Annotated in this window: 12 protein-coding genes and 1 tRNA gene; 8 read left to right on the plus strand and 5 right to left on the minus strand. The window is 69.5% G+C overall.

Annotated features, from left to right (window positions below; genetic code table 11):
* Positions 1–165 precede the first annotated feature (165 nt).
* The 6 genes from purS (at position 166) to purM (ending at position 7,167) form a co-directional block, all read left to right on the plus strand.
* Positions 166–474, plus strand: coding sequence for a phosphoribosylformylglycinamidine synthase subunit PurS (gene purS, locus ACTWQF_RS25005; RefSeq protein WP_443281897.1), 309 nt, complete (start codon positions 166–168; stop codon positions 472–474).
* Positions 471–1,154, plus strand: coding sequence for a phosphoribosylformylglycinamidine synthase subunit PurQ (gene purQ, locus ACTWQF_RS25010; protein WP_443281898.1), 684 nt, complete (start codon positions 471–473; stop codon positions 1,152–1,154). The genes purS and purQ overlap by 4 nt, the downstream gene beginning before the upstream one ends.
* Entirely contained in the window at positions 1,151–3,433 is a 2,283-nt protein-coding gene (gene purL / locus ACTWQF_RS25015; RefSeq protein WP_443281899.1) for a phosphoribosylformylglycinamidine synthase subunit PurL, read from the plus strand. Before purQ ends, purL begins: the two co-directional genes overlap by 4 nt.
* 96 nt (positions 3,434–3,529) lie before the next feature.
* Positions 3,530–4,381, plus strand: coding sequence for a sterol carrier family protein (locus ACTWQF_RS25020; RefSeq protein ID WP_443281900.1), 852 nt, complete (start codon positions 3,530–3,532; stop codon positions 4,379–4,381).
* A 55-nt stretch (positions 4,382–4,436) separates the two neighbouring features.
* Positions 4,437–5,987: an amidophosphoribosyltransferase gene (gene purF, locus ACTWQF_RS25025; protein ID WP_443281901.1), complete on the plus strand. Its 1,551-nt coding sequence runs from the start codon at positions 4,437–4,439 to the stop codon at positions 5,985–5,987.
* A 109-nt stretch (positions 5,988–6,096) separates the two neighbouring features.
* Positions 6,097–7,167, plus strand: a complete 1,071-nt coding sequence (gene purM / locus ACTWQF_RS25030; RefSeq protein ID WP_443281902.1) for a phosphoribosylformylglycinamidine cyclo-ligase — start codon at positions 6,097–6,099, stop codon at positions 7,165–7,167.
* A 132-nt stretch (positions 7,168–7,299) separates the two neighbouring features.
* Here purM and ACTWQF_RS25035 read toward each other — a convergent pair whose 3' ends face one another.
* Positions 7,300–7,560, minus strand: a complete 261-nt coding sequence (locus tag ACTWQF_RS25035) for a DUF3073 domain-containing protein (RefSeq protein ID WP_433101372.1) — start codon at positions 7,558–7,560, stop codon at positions 7,300–7,302.
* Positions 7,561–7,833: 273 nt separating this feature from the next.
* Positions 7,834–8,958: a Leu/Phe/Val dehydrogenase gene (locus ACTWQF_RS25040; protein WP_443281903.1), complete on the minus strand. Its 1,125-nt coding sequence runs from the start codon at positions 8,956–8,958 to the stop codon at positions 7,834–7,836.
* Between the two features lie 203 nt (positions 8,959–9,161).
* Here ACTWQF_RS25040 and ACTWQF_RS25045 point away from each other — a divergent pair, with 203 nt between their 5' ends.
* Together ACTWQF_RS25045 and bldC are read left to right on the plus strand one after the other, a co-directional pair.
* A complete protein-coding gene (locus ACTWQF_RS25045) occupies positions 9,162–10,037 on the plus strand; it encodes a hypothetical protein (RefSeq protein ID WP_443281904.1) in 876 nt (291 codons plus the stop codon).
* Positions 10,038–10,570: 533 nt separating this feature from the next.
* A complete protein-coding gene (gene bldC, locus ACTWQF_RS25050; RefSeq protein ID WP_003949541.1) occupies positions 10,571–10,777 on the plus strand; it encodes a developmental transcriptional regulator BldC in 207 nt (68 codons plus the stop codon).
* Between the two features lie 422 nt (positions 10,778–11,199).
* On the opposite strand, the gene ACTWQF_RS25055 is transcribed toward bldC, so the two are convergent.
* The 3 genes from ACTWQF_RS25055 to hrpA form a co-directional block, all read right to left on the minus strand.
* On the minus strand, positions 11,200–11,427 hold the full coding sequence (locus ACTWQF_RS25055) for a DUF6274 family protein (protein ID WP_443281905.1): 228 nt from the start codon (positions 11,425–11,427) through the stop codon (positions 11,200–11,202).
* Positions 11,428–11,500: 73 nt separating this feature from the next.
* Positions 11,501–11,575: transfer RNA gene (locus ACTWQF_RS25060), tRNA-Asp, on the minus strand.
* 91 nt (positions 11,576–11,666) lie between these two features.
* Positions 11,667–15,713, minus strand: coding sequence for an ATP-dependent RNA helicase HrpA (hrpA, locus tag ACTWQF_RS25065; RefSeq protein ID WP_443281906.1), 4,047 nt, complete (start codon positions 15,711–15,713; stop codon positions 11,667–11,669).
* Positions 15,714–15,727: the final 14 nt, after the last annotated feature.

Below are 15,727 nucleotides of genomic sequence, written 5' to 3' on the forward strand. Positions count from 1 at the left end.
GAATTGATTCCGGATCCGGCCGCAATCTGGACCCTACTTTTTTCCCGCCGGTTTTCCCAGTGCTTCGCGAAGTCCTACCAGGATCGGCACACATATCAACGCGCGTAGATTCTGGCGCCGGGTACGCTGGCCAGCGCAGCGCCCCGCTAAGCACTAGGAGTACCTGTGGCTCGCGTCGTCGTCGACGTCATGCTGAAGCCGGAGATCCTCGACCCCCAGGGACAGGCGGTGCAGCGTGCACTGCCCCGCCTGGGTTTCGAGGGCATCTCCGATGTCCGCCAGGGCAAGCGCTTCGAGCTCGAAGTGGAGGGTCCCGTCGACGCGGACGCCCTCGCCCGCATACACGAACTCGCCGAGACGTTTCTCGCCAACACCGTGATCGAGAACTTCACCGTGCGCGTCCAGGACGCGGACGGGAACGAACGCCCCGTCGAGGCGGGCCCGGATGCGGCATCCGAAGGAGCAGTGGCGTGACCACCCGTATCGGCGTCGTCACATTTCCCGGTTCCCTGGACGACAGCGACGCACGGCGCGCCATCCGTATCGCGGGCGGAGAACCCGTCGCGCTCTGGCACCGGGACAAGGATCTGCGCAAGCAGCAGGTCGACGCGGTCGTGCTGCCGGGCGGATTCTCCTACGGCGACTATCTGCGGTGCGGCGCAATTGCCCGGTTCTCTCCCATCATGGAGACAGTTGTCGAACAGGCGAAGGCCGGAATGCCGGTGCTCGGCATCTGCAACGGTTTCCAGGTCCTGTGTGAAACCCATCTCCTCCCCGGCGCGCTGACCCGCAACGACCATCTCCACTTCCTCTGCCGCGACCAGCGGCTCCGGGTCGAGAACGACACCACTGTCTGGACGTCGGACTACGAGCGCGGCCAGGAGATCGTCGTTCCGCTCAAGAACGGCGAGGGCGGCTACGTCGCCGACGAGCGCACCCTGGACGAGCTGGAGGGGGAGGGCCGCGTCGTCTTCCGCTACCTCGACGGCAACCCCAACGGTTCGCGCCGCGACATCGCCGGAATCACCAACGAGGCCGGGAACGTGGTCGGCCTCATGCCGCATCCCGAGCACGCCGTCGAGGCCCTGACCGGGCCGACGACCGACGGGCTCGGTTTCTTCACCTCGGCCCTGAAGAAGCTGGTCGCCTCATGAGTCCCCAGAGCCACAGCCACACCCTGGACACCGTCAAGCACGCCGAACAGACCCCCGACACCGGACTTCCCTGGAAGGAGCTCGGCCTCAAGGAGGACGAGTACGCCCGTATCCGGGAGATCCTCGGCCGCCGTCCCACCGGCGCCGAGCTGGCCATGTACTCGGTGATGTGGTCCGAGCACTGCTCCTACAAGAGCAGCAAGGTGCATCTGCGGCAGTTCGGCGAGAAGGCCCCGACCGAAGGACCCGGCGCCGAGGCGATGCTCGTCGGCATCGGCGAGCAGGCCGGCGTGGTGGACGTCGGCCAGGGCTACGCGGTCACCTTCAAGGTCGAGTCGCACAACCACCCCTCGTACGTCGAGCCGTACCAGGGCGCGGCCACCGGCATCGGCGGCATCGTCCGCGACATCATCGCCATGGGTGCCCGCCCGGTCGCGGTGATGGACCCGCTCCGGTTCGGCGCCGCCGACCACCCCGACACCAAGCGGGTGCTGCCCGGTGTCGTCGCCGGTATCGGTGGTTACGGCAACTGCCTGGGGCTGCCCAATATCGGCGGCGAGGTCGTCTTCGATCCCTGTTATCAGGGAAACCCGCTGGTCAACGCGCTCTGCGTGGGTGTGATGAAGCACGAGGACATCCACCTGGCGAAGGCCGCCGGCACCGGCAACAAGGTCATCCTCTACGGCGCTCGGACCGGCGGCGACGGCATCGGCGGCGCCTCCATCCTGGCGTCGGAGACCTTCGACGATGAGAAGCCGTCCAAGCGCCCCGCCGTCCAGGTCGGCGACCCCTTCCAGGAGAAGCTGCTCATCGAGTGCACCCTGGAGGCGTTCCACGCCGACCTCGTCGTCGGCATCCAGGACCTGGGTGCGGCCGGGCTGTCCTGCGCCACCAGCGAGCTGGCCTCCAACGGCTCCGGCGGGATGCAGGTCGAGCTGGACACCGTGCCGCTGCGCGATTCCTCGCTCTCCCCCGAGGAGATCCTGATGAGCGAGTCGCAGGAGCGGATGTGCGCGGTGGTCGAGCCCGACAAGGTGGACCGCTTCCTGGAGATCTGCGAGAAGTGGGAGGTCACCGCCACCGTCGTCGGTGAGGTCACCGACGGCGACCGGCTGGAGATCTTCTGGCACGGCGAGAAGATCGTCGACGTCGATCCCCGTACGGTCGCGCACGAGGGCCCCGTCTACGAGCGCCCCTACGCCCGCCCCGACTGGCAGGACGCGCTCCAGGCCGACGACCCGGCCAAGCTGCCCCGCCCCGCGAACGGCGAGGAGCTGCGGGCCGCCACGCTCGCGCTGGTCTCCTCCCCGAACCAGGCCGCCAAGTCCTGGATCACCGATCAGTACGACCGCTACGTCCTCGGCGACACCGTGCTCGCGCAGCCCGAGGACAGCGGCATGATCCGTATCGACGCGGAGACGGGCCTGGGCGTCGCCGTCGCCACCGACGGCAACGGGCGCTACGCCAAGCTGGACCCGTACGAGGGAGCGCGGCTGGCGCTCGCGGAGTCGTACCGCAATGTCGCCGCGACCGGCGCGCGCCCCCTCGCCGTCACCGACTGCCTCAACTTCGGCTCCCCCGAGGACCCGGCGGCCATGTGGCAGTTCGCCGAGGCGTGCCGCGGGCTCGCCGATGCCTGCAGGGAGCTGGGCACCCCGGTCACCGGCGGCAACGTCTCGCTGTACAACCAGACCGGCGAGGCCGCCATCCACCCCACCCCGGTGGTCGGCGTGCTCGGCGTCATCGACGACGTCACCCGGCGCACCCCGATGGCGTTCCGCGACGAGGGTCAGCTGATCTATCTCCTCGGCGAAACGGAGGAGGAGTTCGGCGGCTCGGCATGGTCGCAGGTCGCCCACGACCACCTGGGCGGCCGGCCGCCCAAGGTCGACCTGGAGCGGGAGCGGCTGCTCGCGGAGATCCTCATCGCCGCGTCGCGCGACGGCATGGCCGACGCGGCGCACGACATCTCCGACGGCGGCGTCGTCCAGGCCCTCGCGGAGTCCTGCCTCAAGGGCGGCAAGGGCGCCCGGATCGTGGTGCCGGACGGGCTCGACCCCTTCGTCTTCCTCTTCTCGGAGTCGCAGGGCCGGGCGCTGGTGGCCATTCCGCGCAGCGAGGAGGTGCGGTTCACCGACATGTGCGCCGCACGCGGGATGCCTGCGGCGCGGATCGGTGTCGTGGACGGGGAAGCGCTGGAGATCCAGGGCCAGTTCTCCCTCCCGCTGGAGGAGCTGCGCCGCCACCACGAGGCGACGATCCCCCAGCTGTTCGGCTGAGCTGCCCCGGCCCCTGCCCCCGGGTGAAGGCCCGGGGCAGGGGCCTTCTCCCGGCCTTCTCCCCCCAAAGGGCGCTCGGCGGCTAATCTCACGCGTATGCCGCCCGCTCGACGCACCGCCCCCTCTGGAAGAGACCGGCGTACGTACGACCCGACCCGCATCCGCACCGCGCTCATCAACCAGGTCGAGGCCGTGGCCGACGCCGCGCACCGCCTCACGCCCGCGCAGCACGCCCTCCCGTCCGGGCTCCCCGGATGGGACGTGCACCACCTGCTCGTACACATCGCCCGGCAGATCGACGCCGTGCCCCGCTTCCTGGCCCGCCCGGAGACGGAGGTGACGAGCAAGGCGCCGCAGGTCTCCCTCGCCCGCTGGGCCGTCTCGACCGCGACCCTCGCCGAGGAACTGGACGCGGACACCCGCAAGGACGCGGAGTCCTCCTGGGGGTCCCCCCGGCCGGAGGCTGGGGGAAGCCCGGCCCGTATCGACCAGGCCGTCGCCGACCTGGAGCCGGTCATCGAGTCGGCCGTACGCGAGGATCTGCTGATCCCGCACGACTTCGGTGCGATGCGGATGCTCGACTTCACCGTGACCCGGCTGGTCGAGCTGGTGGTGCACAGCGACGACCTGGCGCGGGCCACGGGCGTGCGTGTGGCGCTCGACCGGCAGGCGACGGCCGCCACCGTGCGGCTGCTCGCCGACGCGCTGGCTGCCAAGGCCCCCGGTGCCTCCGTCGAGGTGCGGATCCCGCCGTTCGCCGTCGTCCAGGCCGTCGAGGGCCCCCGGCACACCCGCGGCACCCCGCCGAACGTGGTGGAGACCGACCCGCTGACCTGGATCCGGCTGGCCACGGGCCGCACGACCTGGGCCGAAGCGCTGGCCACCCCCCACCTCATCGCCAGCGGTGCCCGCGCCGACCTGTCCCAGGTGCTGCCCGTACTGGGCTGAAGGTCACAGGTCCCCGGTTCGGCGGAGCTGCGTTGCTGGCCGTAGACTCGAAGACGTGCCACGTGGTGACGGAAAGCTCAGCCACGACCTCCTCCCCGGCGAGAAGGGCCCCCAGGACGCTTGCGGCGTCTTCGGTGTCTGGGCGCCGGGGGAAGAGGTCGCGAAGCTCACGTATTTCGGCCTTTACGCTCTGCAACACCGCGGTCAGGAGTCCGCGGGTATCGCGGTGAGCAACGGTTCCCAGATCCTGGTCTTCAAGGACATGGGCCTGGTCTCACAGGTCTTCGACGAAACCTCCCTCGGTTCCCTGCGCGGCCACATCGCTGTGGGTCACGCGCGCTACTCGACAACCGGCGCCTCGGTCTGGGAGAACGCCCAGCCCACCTTCCGCGCAACCGCCCACGGCTCCATCGCCCTGGGTCACAACGGCAACCTGGTCAACACGGCGGAGCTCGCGGAGCTGGTCGCCAAGCAGGCCGACGCCCGAAGTGGCCGCGCCACCCAGGTAGCAGCCACCAACGACACCGACCTGGTCACCGCGCTGCTCGCGGGCCAGACCGACGAGGACGGCAAGCCGCTCACCGTCGAGGAAGCGGCGCCGCAGGTGTTGCCCCAGGTCAAGGGCGCGTTCTCGATGGTCTTCATGGACGAGGACACGCTGTACGCGGCCCGCGACCCGCAGGGCATCCGTCCGCTGGTCCTCGGCCGCCTGGAGCGCGGCTGGGTCGTCGCCAGCGAGACCTCGGCGCTGGACATCGTCGGCGCCAGCTTCATCCGGGAGATCGAGCCGGGCGAGCTCATCGCCATCGACGAGGACGGACTGCGCACCCAGCGGTTCGCCGAAGCAAAGCCGAAGGGCTGTGTCTTCGAGTACGTCTATCTCGCGCGCCCCGACACCGACATCGCGGGCCGGAACGTATACCTCTCCCGGGTGGAGATGGGCCGCAAGCTGGCGGCCGAGGCCCCGGCCGACGCCGATCTGGTGATCGCGACGCCCGAGTCCGGCACCCCCGCCGCGATCGGCTACGCCGAGGCCAGTGGCATCCCCTACGGCGCGGGCCTGGTCAAGAACAGCTACGTGGGCCGGACCTTCATCCAGCCCTCGCAGACCATCCGCCAGCTCGGCATCCGGCTCAAGCTCAACCCGCTCAAGGAAGTCATCCGCGGCAAGCGGCTGGTCGTCGTCGACGACTCGATCGTCCGCGGAAACACGCAGCGCGCCCTGGTGCGGATGCTGCGCGAGGCCGGGGCGCTCGAGGTGCACGTACGGATCTCCTCGCCGCCGATCAAGTGGCCGTGCTTCTTCGGTATCGACTTCGCCACCCGCGCCGAACTGATCGCCAACGGGCTGTCGACCGACGAGATCGGCAAGTCGCTGGGGGCCGACTCGCTGGCCTACATCTCCATCGACGGGATGATCGACTCGACGACGATCCCCAAGAACCAGCTGTGCCGGGCCTGCTTCGACGGGGAGTACCCGATGGAGCTGCCCGACCCCGAGCTGCTCGGCAAGCATCTGCTCGAGGCCGAGGCGGGGTCCGACGTGGACGGCGTCAACACGCTGGCCTCCGGTGTAGGCGCCGCCGACGCCCTGAAGCGCCCGTAGCTTTCGCCCGCCCCGCGCTCGTGGGGGTTGCCCACCCCCTTCGGCCTCGCCGCCTCAGGGGCGTGCGGAGCGCCCTCTCCCTCCCGCAGACACGAGAGACGACGTACCCATGACCAACAGCAGCGAAGGCGTCAGCTATGCCGCCGCCGGCGTCGACATCGAGGCCGGCGACCGGGCGGTGACGCTCATGAAGGAGTGGGTCGCCAAGACCCAGCGCCCCGAGTCGATCGGTGCGCTCGGCGGCTTCGCGGGCCTCTTCGATGCGTCCCGCCTCAAGGGCTACGCCCGCCCCCTCCTCGCGTCCGCGACCGACGGGGTAGGCACCAAGGTCGCCATCGCACAGCGCATGGACGTGCACGACACGATCGGTCACGACCTGGTGGCGATGGTCGTGGACGACCTGGTCGTCTGCGGCGCCGAGCCGCTGTTCATGACGGACTACATCTGCGTCGGCAAGGTCGTCCCGGAGCGCGTGGCGCACATCGTCAAGGGCATCGCGGAGGGCTGCGTCCTGGCGGGCTGCTCGCTGGTGGGCGGGGAGACGGCCGAGCACCCGGGGCTGCTGGGCCCGGACGAGTACGACGTGGCGGGCGCGGGCACCGGCGTGGTGGAGGCCGACGCGCTGCTCGGCCCCGATCGCATCCGTACGGGGGATGTGGTGGTCGCGATGGCGGCCTCCGGTCTTCACTCGAACGGGTACTCGCTGGTCCGGCACGTGGTCTTCGACCGCGCGGGCTGGGCGCTGGAGAGGCACGTCCCCGAGTTCGGCCGCACCCTGGGCGAGGAGCTGCTGGAGCCGACGAAGATCTACTCGCTGGACTGCCTGGAGCTGGCCCGTACGACCGAGGTGCACGCCTTCTCACACATCACCGGTGGCGGGCTGGCCGGCAATCTCGCGCGGGTCATCCCCGACGAGCTGCACGCCTCGGTGGACCGCTCGACGTGGCGGCCCGGCCCGGTGTTCGAGGTGGTCGGCACCGCGGGCGACGTGGCGCGTGCCGAGCTGGAGAAGACACTGAACATGGGCGTCGGCATGATCGCCGTCGTACCGCAGGAATCGGTCGACGCCACGCTGGCGACCCTCGCCGACCGGGGCGTGGACGCCTGGGTGGCGGGCGCGATCACCGAGCGCGGGGACCGCACGGAAGCGGTCACCCTCACGGGTGACTATGCCCGGTGAGCATCTGACAGCGGGCCCCACGCGGCTGCTCCGCGCAGGGTTGCCGCAGGGCTGCTGTGCCGCGCCGCGGGCCCGCCGCGCGCGCCAGAACCCGGCCCGGCGGTTGCCGGACCGGGTCAGTACGGGCGAACGTCAGGCGCCGCGGCGCTTCGACTGGGGGTCGGACGACCCGGGCGCACCCGCGTCGTCGTCATCCTCGTCGTCGTACAGATCCGCGTACCGTGCGTACGGGTCGTCCTGCTCATCGTCCTCGAAGCGCTCGCCGTTCGGCGACTCGTTCGATGTCGATGCGCCCAGCTCCTCGGCCAGGCGCGATAGGTCTGTCCCGCCAGTGTTGTACTTCAGCTGGCGGGCGACCTTCGTCTGCTTGGCCTTGGCCCGGCCGCGCCCCATGGCTCGACCCCCTCAACGACGGGGCTCGACGGCCCCAGAGTCTTGACACGCGTTCATAGTTCAGAGCGGCCTCTCGACCGAGAGACCGGTACTCAGGGCTTCAACGGTACCTGCTTCCGCCGCCGTACGGTACGTCGCCCGCACGACACGGCCGCCGTCCGACGCGCCCGTTGACCCTTCTCGTGCTGGTCAGTGGCGATTTTACCTTCCTGTAGCTGAGGGACCCGCCGTGGGGTGGTGAGACCACTGTCACGGTGGTCTCCTGCGTCACACTCATCGGCCCATGCGCTGCTCGGCGAGCCGGTCGGCGGCGACGGCCGGAGGTACGCCATCCGCTTCTGCCCGCTCGAAGATCGCCACAGTGGTGTCGTAGATCTTCTCGGCCTTTGCTTTCGCACGTGCGAAATCGAAGCCATGGAGCTCGTCCGCGACCTGGATGACGCCGCCCGAGTTCACCACGTAGTCGGGCGCGTAGAGGATGCCGCGCTCGGCCAGGTCCTTCTCCACGCCGGAGTGTGCGAGCTGGTTGTTGGCGGCGCCGCAGACGGCCTTGGCGGTCAGCACCGGCACCGTCTCGTCGCTCAGCGCGCCGCCGAGCGCGCACGGCGCGTACAGGTCCAGCCCCTCGGTCCTGATCAGCGCCTCCGTGCCGGCCACGGCCGTCAGCGGGGCGCCCGGGTGGGCGTCCAGCACGCCGCGTACGGACTCCTCGCGCACGTCCGTGACGACGACCCGCGCCCCGTCCTCCAGCAGGTGCGAGGCCAGGTGCTTGCCGACCTTGCCGACGCCCGCGATGCCCACCAGCCGGCCCCGCAGCGTGGGCGCGCCCCACAGCCGCTGTGCGGCGGCGCGCATGCCCTGGAAGACGCCGAAGGCGGTCAGCACCGAGGAGTCGCCGGCGCCGCCGTTCTCCGGCGAGCGGCCGGTCGTCCAGCGGCACTCCTGCGCGACGACGTCCATGTCCTGCACATACGTGCCGACGTCGCAGGCCGTGACGTATCGGCCGCCGAGAGAGGCGACGAAGCGGCCGTAGGCGCGCAGCAGGGCCTCGGTCTTGATCTTCTCGGGGTCGCCGATGATCACGGCCTTGCCGCCGCCGTGGTCGAGCCCGGCCAGCGCATTCTTGTACGACATCCCGCGCGCGAGGTTCAGCGCGTCGAGCACCGCGGCCTGCTCGGGGTCGGCCGAGCCCGGGTACGCGTGGAAGCGGGTGCCGCCCAGCGCGGGCCCGAGCGCGGTGGAGTGCAGCGCGATGACGGCCTTCAGGCCGGTGGGACGGTCCTGACAGAGCACGACCTGCTCGTGTCCGCCCTGCTCGGAGCGGAAAAGTGTGCTGACGACCGGGTCCCCCGCAGGGACGCCGGCGGGAACGCTTGCAGAAGGTGATACCTCGATCACGGTAGTGACTCCTGGGATCGCGTCGTAGCCCTCGGCGGACACGCCGCTTGTGGCAGTCGAAGCCCGGGGAGGGCCGGGTCGGGAAGCAGCGTACGACCTGCGCGTCACGGGCACGTTGCGGTCCCACGATCGGGGTAGTCAACTGTCTTCCAGGCTCGCTCATCGCGACCGGTTCGTGAGGCGTGGAGGCTTGGAGGCAATGCGTGGCTGAGAAAGCGTCGGTCGTCGTCCCGTACGCGGCGTACCTGCGGGTCTACGAACCGTTGGCGGCCTTCCCCGAGCCGGAGCGCTCGCACTGGATCGCATATGCGAAGGGAGAGCGCTTTCCCACCGCGCAGGACGAAATCCGCCGTGCCCTGGCCGACTTGGTCCCGGTGCCGCCTGTGGTGGTGCCTGTCCGGGAGAGCGCCGAGGCGTTCGTGACGGAGGTGGACGGTGTGACGTGCGTCTGCCCCTGGCGCACCCGGCTGCGCAGCTGGCAGGCGCTCAGCGCGCTCACCCAGGCCGCCGACGACCTCGAACTCGCCCTGCCCCAGACGGTGCTGGACGCCGCGCTGCCGCCCGTCGTACGGCGGCAGGCCGCGGCCGACTACGAGCAGTGGCGCGAGCGCAACCCGGACGCCCGGCCCTGGATCCGTACGGCGCTGTGGCATGTGCCCGTGCGCTGGTTCGTTCTCTTCGAGGACGAAGAAAGGGAGTTTGCGAAGCCGGAATCGGGTCAGGAGAGCGGACAGCAGTTCGTTTTCCGCTATCGCACGCCCATGGTTCAGGCGAGGCGTCGCCTCGCTCGCGGCCTGAAGGTGCTCCGCGAGGAGTTGGAAGAGGGGCCGCTCGTCGAGGGCCTGATCGATGTGGGCCGCTGGCTGGAGGAATTCCACCCGCGCTCCCTGGTCGAGCTGGACTACGGCGGGCTGGCTCACGCCATCCCCGAGGAGCAGCTGGCGGGCGACCACTCCGCCGCCGATGTGGCGGAGGGCCTGGAGGCCCTCCGCGCGGGCGACGGTGAGCGTGCCGGTGCGGCGTACGAGCGGCTGACAGCGCGCTGGAGAGCGGTTCGCCAGCTCCAGTACGCGAGCTGACCCCTCCCCGCCGCACGGCGGGGGCGGTCTGTCACGCGAGCCCGCCGACCTGGGGGCGCCTCCCGGCCGAAGGCTGGGGGAGCGGGAGTGGGACCTACGTCTCGAACCGGGTGTTTGCCTCAAGCGTGATGGATTGCACTTAAACGGGTCTTGCTCTCAGAGCTACCCCTCGTGTCAAAATAGGACAAGGAGTCCGCACGGGGCTCCTTCCGTCCAACTATGGGCGGATAGATCGGTATTGCGCTCCTTGGTGGGTCTGATGACCCCTGCTCCCGTTGTGACTGATCGTTACGGGGGGATGACTGTCCGCTATGGGACGGTCCATCGGCTTCCGCCGAGGTTGAACACCTGAGAGGGCAATTCCATCGGTTTGGCCGACGTGGCTGGACAGATGGTGTAGTTGTAGTGCCGAGGACAAGCCGTTCGTCCTATAACCGACTCGGCTCGCGTCCGCCATATCGGGCAACGCGGGTCAAGGTGCAGAATTTAGAGGAAAGAACCGTGATGGTTCGGTTCTCCCGAGGAGGCCGCTCATGACCGCTCGCACCCCTGATGCCGAGCCGCTGTTGACCCCGGCTGAGGTTGCCACGATGTTCCGTGTGGACCCCAAGACGGTCACGCGCTGGGCAAAGGCGGGCAAGCTCACGTCCATCCGCACGCTCGGAGGACACCGCCGCTACCGCGAAGCGGAGGTTCGCGCTCTGCTGGCGGGCATCCCGCAGCAGCGCAGCGAAGCCTGATCAGGGTTCCTGAGCAGGCGCAACAGCACCAAACAGGGGCGTTTCCGGGGCCCCCAACCCCATCGATCCGCCCACTGCGCACCACACGGCCAGGTCGCTGCCCCAACAGTGCTTGTCCGTTGATCGCGCTGGACTCCGCCGGGTCCAGCGCGATCTTTTTGTGTCCGCTTCCTGTGGGCGCCGCCGAGGTGACTCGTACCCACGGCATTTTGCGTCCGCGACCTGGTGTGCGGGGCCTGATGCACGGAACCCGTGCGCGTGTCCCGATGAGCGGTGCAATTGCACATATTAAATTGAGGGCTTCTGAGGACCCCTCAAGTTCCCGGCCGGTATGGGTCGGTCGCGTGACTCCCGTCACATACGGGAGGTCTTGTGACGACCGGCTCCCGTACGGTAGTGCGCCAACAGCTCGGCGCCGCCCCTCACTTGTGCTTCCTGGCGACCTCACGTGGAGCCGCGGCCATCGCGAGGCGGAGCAGGCGGTGACAGTGCGGACAGTGCCGGGTCGCATGATGCCGGCGCCCTCTTGCCGCGAGGTGGCTGCCCAGGAGTGCCCTCGCCTCCCGCCGCGCCGCGTCGATGGGCTCCCTCGCCATGAGCCACCTCCTCCTTGGGCCAGGAGTACCCATCGTTCCCCGGGTCGTCAACATGTGGGGGCAACGAGTGGGGCGGCAAACGAAAAGGGCCGCGCAGCCATTGGCTGCGCGGCCCTCTCAAAAAGTGCGGTCCTGACGGGATTTGAACCCGCGGCCTCCACCTTGACAGGGTGGCGAGCACTCCAAACTGCTCCACAGGACCTCGCGAGATGGAACTGTACAGCAGGTCAGGGGCTCGGAGCGAACTCACCCTGAGCGACGGAAAGATCACCCACCGCGCGGCGGCGAAGCCCTCACGGTGCGGCGGCGTCCACGGCTTTCACGATCCGCTTGTCGGAGACGGGGTACGCGGTGCCCAGCGCATGGGCGAAGTAGCTGACCCGCAGTTCCTCGATCATCCACCGGATGTCCCGCGCGGCCTGCGGCACCGGACGCCCCGCGGGGAACTGTTCCAGCAGCCACAGATACTCGTCCCGCATCTCGTGGACCTTGGCCATCCGGGTCCGGTCGCGCTCCACGTTGTGCGGGAGCTGCTGGAGGCGCCGGTCGGCGGCGACGAGGTAGCGCATCAGGTCGGCCAGCCGTCCGGCCCCGTGCTCGGTCACGAACCCGGGCTTGATCAGCTCGGCGAGCTGCTGCCGTACGTCCGCCACGGAGTCGGCCAGCACCGGGCTGGTCGTCGCCCGCAGCCGGCCCTCGCACGAGTGCCAGGCGGCCAGTACCTCCTGCACCTGGCGCACCGTCCGCAGTGTGGCGTCCACCAGGTCGGCACGTACGGCGTCGAACAGCTTGCGGAAGGACTCCTCGTTCCAGGCGGGCCCGCCGCGCGCGGCGACCAACTGGTCGGCGGTGGCCGCGACACAGTCCTCGAACAGGGCCTGCACGCTGCCATGCGGGGAGCGGGAGAGGGCCAGCTTCTGCTGGTTGTTCAGCTTCGACTGGGCGAACTTCGCGGGGTCTGAGGGGACGTTGAGCAGGATGAGGCGCCGGGTGCCGCGCCACATGGCGGCGCGCTGCTCCGCCTCGGTGTCGTAGAGCCGTACGGCCACCGAGGCGCCCTCGTCCACCAGCGCCGGGTACGCCTTCACCGGCTGGCCCGCGCGCCGCGTCTCGAAGGTGCGGGGGAGCGAGCCGATCGTCCAGCTGGTGAGCCCCGTGCGCTGGAGGGCGGGCGCGGCGGCGGCTTCCGTGGCCGCTGAGGCGTCTGTGGCGGACTTGCGGGTCTTGTTGCGGGCCGCGCGCGCCGACGAGTCGAACGCCTTGGAGATCGCCGTCTGCGTCTGGGACTTGAGCTGGATCTGCAGCGCCTCGATGTCCTTGCTCTCGGCGAGCTTGCGGCGGCGCTCGTCGGTCACCCGGAAGGTGATCTTCAGGTGGTCGGGGACCTTGGCCAGGTCGAAGTCCTGGGCCGTCACCGGGACGCCGACCATCTGCTTGAGCTCCCGCGCCAGCGCGTACGTCAGTGGCTCGGACTGTGCCTCATGCTGATGCTGCTGCGTACGGCGCAGGAACTCCTTGGCGTAGTTCGGCGCGGGGACGTAGTGCCGGCGGATCGCCTTGGGGAGCGAGCGGATCAGCTCGGTGACCAGGTCCTCGCGCAGTCCCGGGATCTGCCAGTCGAAGCCCCCGGCCGTCACCTGGTTGAGCACTTGGAGCGGGACGTGCACCGTGACACCGTCCGCGTCCGTGCCCGGCTCGAACTGGTATGTCACCGGGAGGGCGAGGCCGCCCTGCCGCCACACGTCCGGGTAGTCGGCGGCGGAGATCTCCTCGGCCCGGTCGTTGATGAGCATCGACTTCTCGAAGTTGAGCAGGTCGGGCTCTTCGCGCTGCTTCTTCTTCCACCAGGAGTCGAAGTGCGCCCCGGAGACGACGTGTTCGGGCACGCGCTGGTCGTAGAAGTCGTACAGCGTCTCGTCGTCCACCAGGATGTCGCGGCGCCGGGCGCGGTGCTCCAGCTCCTCGACCTCGTCCAGCAGCTTGCGGTTGTCCCGGAAGAACTGGTGGTGGGTGCGCCAGTCACCCTCGACCAGCGCGTTGCGGATGAACAGATCGCGTGAGGTCTCCGGGTCGATCCGGCCGTAGTTGACCTTCCGCTGGGCGACGATGGGCACGCCGTACAGCGTCACCCGCTCGTACGCCAGCACTGCTGCCTGCTTCTGCTCCCAGTGCGGCTCGCTGTGCGTCCGCTTGACCAGGTGCTGTGCCAGCGGTTCGATCCACTCCGGCTCGATCTTCGCGTTCACCCGGGCCCACAGCCGCGAGGTCTCCACCAGCTCGGCCGACATCACCCAGCGCGGCGGCTTCTTGAACAGCGCGGAGCCGGGGAACACCGCGAACTTGGTGCTGCGCGCACCCAGATACGCGTTCTTGTCGGTGTCCTTGAGCCCGATGTGGGAGAGCAGGCCCGCCAGCAGCGACTGGTGGACGGCGTCCTCGTTCGCCTCCTGGTCGGTCAGCCGGATCTTCATCGTCTTCGCGACCTGGCGCAGCTGGCTGTAGATGTCCTGCCACTCGCGTATCCGCAGATAGTTGAGGAATTCCGCCTTGCACATCCGGCGGAAGGCCGACGAGGACAGCTCGCGCTGCTGCTCGCGTACGTAGCGCCACAGGTTGAGGAACGCCAGGAAATCGCTGCCCTCGTCCTTGAAGCGGGCATGCTGCTGGTCGGCCTGCTGCTGTTTGTCCGAAGGGCGCTCGCGCGGGTCCTGGATGGAGAGCGCCGCCGCGATCACCATCACCTCGTGTACGCAGCCATGCGTGTCGGCCTCCAGCACCATCCGGGCCAGCCGCGGGTCGACGGGCAGTTGGGCCAGGCGGCGGCCCAGCTGTGTCAGCTTCCGCGTCTGTGCTCGCTGCGGATCCAGCGCGCCCAGCTCCTCCAGCAGCTGCACGCCCGCCTTGATGCTGCGGTGGTCCGGCGGATCGATGAACGGGAACTTCTCGATGTCCCCGAGGCCCGCGGCCGTCATCTGGAGGATGACGGAGGCCAGGTTCGTACGCAGGATCTCCGGGTCGGTGAACTCCGGCCGGGCGAGGAAGTCCTCCTCCGAGTACAGCCGGATGCAGATACCGTCCGACGTACGGCCCGAGCGGCCCTTGCGCTGGTTGGCGCTCGCCTGGCTGATCCGCTCGATCGGCAGCCGCTGCACCTTGGTGCGGTGGCTGTAGCGCGAGATGCGGGCCGTACCCGGGTCGATGACGTATTTGATGCCGGGGACGGTCAGCGACGTCTCCGCCACATTGGTCGCCAGCACGATGCGGCGGCCCGAATGCGGCTGGAAGACGCGATGCTGCTCGGCGTTGGACAGCCGGGCGTAGAGCGGGAGCACGTCGACGGCGCCGCCGGCGCGTGCACCCTGGCCGCTCTTGAACTTCTTCTCCAGCGCGTCGGCGGTGTCCCGGATCTCCCGCTCACCGGAGAGGAAGACCAGGATGTCGCCGGGCCCTTCGGCATGCAGTTCGTCCACCGCGTCGCAGATGGCGGTGACCTGGTCGCGGTCGGAGGCCGCACTCTCGGCGTTCTCGGTGCTCTCCTCCAGCAGCGGCCGGTAGCGGACCTCCACCGGATACGTCCGGCCGCTGACCTCCACGATCGGTGCGTCGCCGAAGTGCCGGGAGAACCGTTCCGGGTCGATCGTCGCGGAGGTGATGATCACCTTGAGGTCGGGCCGTCTGGGCAGCAGCTGCGCCAGATAGCCGAGCAGGAAGTCGATGTTGAGGGACCGCTCGTGCGCCTCGTCGATGATGATCGTGTCGTACTGGCGCAGCTCGCGGTCCTGCTGGATCTCCGCCAGCAGGATGCCGTCGGTCATCAGCTTGACCAGCGTGTCGTCCTTCACCTGGTCGGTGAAGCGCACCTTCCAGCCGACCGCCTCGCCCAGCTGCGACCCCAGCTCCTCCGCCACCCGCTCGGCGACCGTGCGCGCCGCGATCCGGCGCGGCTGGGTGTGACCGATTACACCCTGGATGCCGCGGCCCAGCTCCATGCAGATCTTCGGGATCTGTGTCGTCTTGCCGGAGCCGGTCTCGCCCGCGACGATCACCACCTGGTGATCGCGGACGGCCGCCAGGATCGCGTCCTTCTTCTGGCTGACGGGCAGCTGCTCGGGATACGTGATCCGCGGAACTGCCGCGCGGCGGGCGGCCACGCGCAGCTCGGAGGCGTCCATCGCCGCGGAGATCTCCGCGAGGACGGCCGTACGGGCCTCTGACTTGCGGATCTTCCGCGCCCCCGTGAGACGGCGGCCCAGCCGGTGCTGGTCGCCGAGCATGAGGTGCGGGATGCGCTCGGTCAGCTCCTGGGGAGAGGGGGCGGGGGTCTGGGTGGAAGTCGACATACCACGCCAAGGAT

The sequence above is a fragment of the Streptomyces sp. 8N114 genome, from assembly GCF_052245835.1.
Lineage (GTDB): Bacteria > Actinomycetota > Actinomycetes > Streptomycetales > Streptomycetaceae > Streptomyces.